At 50.7% G+C, this 6172-nt stretch carries 3 protein-coding genes; 2 read left to right on the top strand and 1 reads right to left on the bottom strand.

Features of this window, described 5'->3' with window-relative positions; translation table 11 throughout:
- Positions 1-817: 817 nt before the first annotated feature.
- Positions 818-2218 (bottom strand): threonine/serine exporter family protein, encoded by a 1401-nt coding sequence (locus X919_RS0101625; protein ID WP_036916699.1) that lies wholly within the window; start codon positions 2216-2218, stop codon positions 818-820.
- A 199-nt stretch (positions 2219-2417) separates the two neighbouring features.
- Between X919_RS0101625 and X919_RS0101620 the strand changes: the two genes are divergently transcribed.
- Together X919_RS0101620 and X919_RS0101615 are read left to right on the top strand one after the other, a co-directional pair.
- Positions 2418-3665 carry a D-alanyl-D-alanine carboxypeptidase/D-alanyl-D-alanine-endopeptidase gene (locus X919_RS0101620; protein WP_155949633.1) on the top strand — a complete coding sequence of 416 codons (1248 nt, stop codon included), beginning with the start codon at positions 2418-2420 and terminating at the stop codon, positions 3663-3665.
- Between the two features lie 178 nt (positions 3666-3843).
- Complete coding sequence (locus tag X919_RS0101615; RefSeq protein ID WP_028898748.1) at positions 3844-5679, top strand: sulfatase-like hydrolase/transferase; 1836 nt, start codon at positions 3844-3846, stop codon at positions 5677-5679.
- Positions 5680-6172 lie beyond the last annotated feature (493 nt).

The following is a 6172-nucleotide window of genomic DNA, read 5'->3' as shown; positions in this document are numbered from 1 at the left end:
TCCTTTCGAAAACAAGCACTCGCTTCTTGTACTACTTCTCTGTCTATGAAAATCTTGTCAAAGATCGCTCTCTTTATTTCGCACCCGTTTCAACAGGCGCAGAAAACGCTACTTGAAAACCTTCGTCCTCAAAAGCGAGTGCAAAGGTAATACAAAATATTACAAACTCCAAATCTTTTTCAAAGAAAATTCAAAAATAAATCAACTTTTTCGATTTGTACAACAAAATAGAGAAAAATTGCGTGGCACTTCCACACTAAACTTATACCCCAATCGGACTAAAGAGACTATTTTAAGCTCACTCCCTACCTTATTATATATAAAGGGGTCATCATGATATATAAAGGAGTCATCGCATCATCAGTCAACCAACCCATCCTCTAATCGTCCTCCTATCGCCATAATCACAAAAAGAAGCCCTACCAAAGTGATGCTATTTGCCCTACAATCTCGCCTACTTTATGACACTATCTCCACCATATTGCCCAGCAAACTACCCCTATTTTAAGATTGCCCTATTCATATTTTTGTCAATACTGCTATGCCCCTTACCTATTTCCTTTCTAAAATCAAATATGCAAGCAGCCTTGATATACCCTCTTTTACTGATATCACCGCGACTCATGAACCCCATGAAACAGGAAAACTCCATAATCCACATTTCCTTTATATCGAGCATGCTTTGCAAGCTCTTGCATAATCTTACAAGACTACCTCTGCAAAACAGTCGACAAGCCGTGCACAACAGCACCATTAAGAAGTTCACCATCAAAGGTGGGCTGCATCAAAACAGCCTACAAGTTGTACTGAATAGGGTTTAAACAGACGCGCCTTCCTTCTCTAATTGCAAACGATTGCGCTCGTTGAGTGAGTCGATGAGTCGTTGTTTGCGCTTGTTGGCCATCAACCGATGCACGAAGATATGGGGCAAAGCCACACCTAAGGCGATACAAAGAATCACCAAAGAAGCCTTGATGAGGTTATTCAAACCGAAGAGCACTTGGTCGACCGAGCCATCCATCTCGATGAAAGCAAAGAGTGCGCGATACATAAACACACCCGGAACCATGGGGATGACGCTGGGAATAGAGAGGCATTGATGGGGCGTGTGATACCAGTGTTGTGCACGGGTGATAATCAAGCTAATGAGCACCGAGCCTGCCAACGAACCAATGATGATGCCTTGGTCGAGGCCAATATTACCGTTGCTATCGCCCAGATTGACAAAGTTTCGGGTGCAGACAGCAATAATTCCGCCTAAGGCAATGGGCAAAAGCAAGCGCTTGGGCGTGCTGTAAATCATCGAAAAGCCCATGGCCGAGATTGCTGCAGCGATGGCAAACTCCCAATAAGAGTGGTGGGGTATCATCGAAAGGTCGGTGACAAAGTTGTTGATGCCGCAAATCTTAATAGCCAAAGCAATGCCAAACGACATTGAACCCACTATCAACAAGGTGTTTGTGGCACGCGTGATGCCGGTCTCAATATATCCATCGAGCATGTCGCTTACAAAGTTAATAAGCGGTACACCGGGCACAATGAAGAGCGCACAAGCCAACAACGGATGCCAAGGTGTGGCCGAATGAAGGAATTGTGGTATATAAGCTGCGAGCGAACCTACCGACAACAACGAGAAAAGCCATGCAATCATGGTGGCTACAAAGGCCGAGATACCCGTTCCAGCATACACATTTGTGCCGCGTTTTCCCAAATACATTTTCAATCGAAAGCCTAAAATAGCGGCGATAGAGGCATAGAAGAACGAGACCCAATCGCATCCAAACTGAATGCAGAAGCCGCCACAAGCAAAGCCACTGCCTATAGCTACCTGCCAAGGTGTGTAGCGATTTTTCTTCATACCCAATTCGTTCAACACCGCCTCATATTCGTCTAAGGTCATATCTTCGGCAATGCTGCGCCACGAAAGTCGGCTCACCTCCGAGATAACCGCCATGTCGATGATATGCTTTTTGCAATGACGGAAGTTGGTATAAGAATGGGTGTCGTCGTGATAGTTCACCATGAGAATGGTGTAGTTGACATACAAATGCAGATGTTCGCTGCGCAAGCCCAAATAAGCTATGGTGCGTTTCAACGTGCGCATGATGCGCGTTGTGTCGGCTGAGCACTCCATCAACAAACAACCTGTTCGCAAGAGGAGGTCTAATTTGCGATTAACGACCTCCGCGCTATCCCTCAATACAAATTTGTCATCCATACGTTTACAATTCTGCTGCAAAGATAACATTTTTCCACGGAATAAGTTTCGCTATTGCATCGCAAACTCATTTTTTCTTCGTTACCACCCCCACCGCCCCGCATTTCTCATTCTTTAACGCTCGCCAGCGGCTTTCATTGCCCACGCATACACTGCTTTGAAAAAAAGCATTACCTTTGCAACACAACTCAAAACAGAAATGATGAAACTAAAAATAATCGTCCCTGCCCTGCTCGGCGCCATGGCTTTAACGCTGACGTTCGGTGCATGTGGAAAGGGGAAAAGTGGCGACAAGCAAAACAAACCGGCCGCTGTGCCTAAAGATATTGCTGTAGACCAGCAGCTCAGAACGTGCCTTGAGGCCTTTGCCGAAGGCATGAAGCTGCGCGGTGTGTTTGGTTTTCAGGTGTACGACATCACGGCCAACAAGCCCGTTTATGGCTATCACGAGCACCGCACGCAACCTTCGGCTTCGTGTTTGAAACTGCTCACGGGCGTGGCGGGACTTCATTTCTTAGGCACCCACTACAACTATCGCACAGCCATCTTCACCAAAGGTCGGCAAGTAGGCGACACGTTGCAGGGCGATGTGAGTTTCAAAGCCGATTTAGACCCTCTGCTGCAACCCGACGACCTCAATATGTTTGTGCAGGCGTTGCGCCGGAAAGGCATTCAAAACATTGCGGGAAAGCTCATCTTCGACCTCGTACTCACCGACCCTGTCACAAGCGAAGCCCATTGGTATCCGTGGGATTTGTCGTTTTCGCATTATGGCCTACTCTATAAAGGTGAGGCGAAAGTGAAACAAGCCTTGCAGCAAAGTCTTCGTCATGCAGGCATCATGGTGAGCGATGAGCAGATGGTTGTGGGCAAGACACCCGCTGGTTCGCATTGCCTGTTCCGCTTCTATCGTTCCATTGATCGTGTCATTCAGCGCATGTGGAAGAACAGTTCCAACACCCAAGCCACCTCCTTGCTCTACACCATCGGCCATTATTACGACCCCAAACAGGTGCCGACCGAGGCGGGGTTGGCCTATCTGCGCCACTTCATGCGCAAGAATTTGCAGCTCAAAGACACCGCACTCGTCATTCATGATGGCTGCGGTCTGTGCACGCAAAACCAGCTTTCGCCCGACGCCTTGGTCATCATTCTGCGCTATGGTTACGCCCATCCTGCCATCTACAAACAGCTGCAGCGCAACCTTTCCATCGCAGGTGTCGACGGAACGCTGCACAGCTTGCTGCGAAGTGACAAGCTCAAGGGAAAAATTCATGGCAAGACAGGCACCCTTTCCCATCCCTATGGCATCAGTTCTTTGGCGGGTTACGCCACGGGCAGCAACGGCCATCTGCTGGCTTTCGCGATTATGGACCATCAGATGTCGGTGTTGGATGCGCGCGTGTTGCAACGAGAACTCTGCACAGTGCTCGTCAACAAGCCTTAACGCGCAAGCAAATCGGTGCCGACGGTAATTTCGATGGACTGCAAAAGCCGTTCTCAGCCCGCTCAAAACACCACCATATTAGCGCACATTTACGCACAGATTGCAACCCAATAGCGCACGTTTTCGGCCACAATATCGCTCACTTTACAAAAACGCTCAACACAAATAACATCACACCATGGTTAAAATCGACCACCTACAACATCAGCGCAAGGGCATCCTCTATTACTTTCTTTCCACCTTGATGCTGGCATTGCTGCTCTTTAGTTATATCTTCGGCACCACCATCATTGACGTGATGGACGTCATGGGCTGGGTGTTTTTCACCCTTTCGTGCCTCTCTCATGCAGCCATCCTGCTGCTGCCGGCGCTCCTCGGCTATGCCTTGCTGGCACGACTGCGCCACCCTCGCCTCGCCACGGCCTGGTTTGTTGCCCTCGTTGCGCTGCTCATGGTGGTGTTGATGCTCAACCGACAGGTTTATCAGCTCTATCGGTTCCACATCAACGGCATCATCCTCAACATGTTTTTTGGTAGCGGTGCCCGTGAGATTTTCAATTTCGATGGCACCATGCTGCTCAAAGAAGGGTGCATTCTGCTGCTCTTCGTGGCTGCGGCCGTAGCGCTTTGGCGACTCGTTCCCACGCTGATGCGACACGTAAATCGGCGCCAGCTGTGGGCAGGAGCAGGCCTGTTGCTGTTGGCAACGCTTGTGGCCAACGCCCTTTATGTCTATGGTTCGTTCTTTCAACAACCTGCAGTGACCAAGTCGAAAGCGCTCATTCCTTATTATTTCCCACTCTCGGCAACACGCGCCCTCGAAAACATGGGCTTCAAACAGCCCGTAACGCCCACGGCCGACGCGCGCAGTACCTCGGACTTTTGCTATCCGCTTCACCCCTTAAAAGTTCAGAATGTCCAACGCCCCAACATCGTTTTTCTCTTCATCGACTCGTGGAACAAGCGCACGCTGACACCCGAAACGATGCCCCATGTCTACCGCTTCGCCACCGAAAGTCAATGGTATGACAACCATTTCAGCTGCAGCAATGGCACGCGCACCTCTATCTTCGGCCTCTTCTTCAGCGTACCCGGCCACTATTGGGAGAGCTTTGTGCCGAGCCATGTCAGCCCGGTTTTCATCGATGAACTGCTGGCCGAAGGCTATCAACTACGCATCCATGGCAGCGCAACGCTCGTCGATCCGCCCTTTGCCAGCGCGATATTCCAACGCGTTCCCCACCTGCAAATCAGCACACCGGGTGCCACAACCTACGACCGCGACCGCCGCATCACCACCGACTTCATCCGCGAATTACCCACATTAAAGCAAAAGGCACCGTTCTTTGCCTTCCTGTTCTACGACCTCGCCCACAGCTTTGAATATCCCAAAAGACTGCCCAAGAAGTTCACGCCTTCGTGGGATTACGCCGACTACACACGACTCAACAACGACACCGATCCCACACCCTTCTTCAACCTCTATCGTAATTGCTGCTGGCAGATTGACCAGATGATTGGCGAAGTCATTGCGCAACTCAAACAAGAGGGCCTCTACGACAATACCATCATCGTGGTTTCGGGCGACCACGCACAGGAGTTCAACGAAAACAAAAAGAACTTTTGGGGCCACAACGGCAATTTTTCGCCGTGGCAGATTGGCGTGCCGCTGCTCTACAAAGCACCCAACACAAAGCCGCAGAAGCTTCATTACCGCACCACCCACTACGACATCATCCCCACGCTGATGCACGATGCACTCGGCGTTACCAACCCCATCGGCGACTACAGCGTGGGCCATTTGCTCACCGACCGCCAACCACGCCGCTGGCACATGGTGGGTTCCGACCTTAACTATGGTTTCATCATCGGTGGCGACACCATCATCACAAAGCAACCCGATGGCACCATGGATGTCACCGACAGCCACCTCAACCCCATTCCCAACTTCCACATCAACCCGCGCCAATTCAATGACGCCATCCAACGCGCCAACCGGTTCTTCAAAAAATAGTGAAATGTGCCCTTGACAGGGCGAAACAGGTGGGCACATCGGTAACCGCTCCGACCAAACTCCATTATCCATTTACGCGTAATCCATCCAAACGAAACCGTAGGGGCGGCGCCTGTGTGCCCGCCCGAACGTCCGCGCAGCGGCGTTTCCATGCCAAAAACACACGCATTGTGCGTGGGGATTTTAACGATGGATGCGCCCCTGCAGGGCGACTCGGGCGGGCACATAGGCACCGCCCCTACCACGCTCCGTAATATTTTTCCACGCAATCCCACACAAATAAAATGACCATTTGCACGCAATCCACCCAAACGAAACCAACCACCTATGCGCAATCCCCAAAACGGCATCAACCGTCCATGCGCAATCCACTCAAACGAAGCCGTAGGGGCGGTGCCTGTGTGCCCGCCCGAACGTCCGCGCAGCGGCGTTCCCATACCAAAAATACACCCATTGTGCGCGGGGATTTTAACGATGGATGCGCCCTTATGGG

Origin of the sequence: Prevotella sp. HJM029 (assembly GCF_000599605.1) — a bacterium.
In the GTDB taxonomy this organism is placed as follows: domain Bacteria; phylum Bacteroidota; class Bacteroidia; order Bacteroidales; family Bacteroidaceae; genus Prevotella.
This window is presented reverse-complemented; position numbering and strand designations above follow the sequence as displayed.

What these genes read in the sequence shown, in the direction of transcription:
- X919_RS0101625 (WP_036916699.1), bottom strand. Translation starts at nt 2,218, where the DNA reads ATGGATGACAAATTTGTATTGAGGGATAGCGCGGAGGTCGTTAATCGC.
- X919_RS0101615 (WP_028898748.1), top strand. Translation starts at nt 3,844, where the DNA reads ATGGTTAAAATCGACCACCTACAACATCAGCGCAAGGGCATCCTCTAT.
- X919_RS0101620 (WP_155949633.1), top strand. Translation starts at nt 2,418, where the DNA reads ATGATGAAACTAAAAATAATCGTCCCTGCCCTGCTCGGCGCCATGGCT.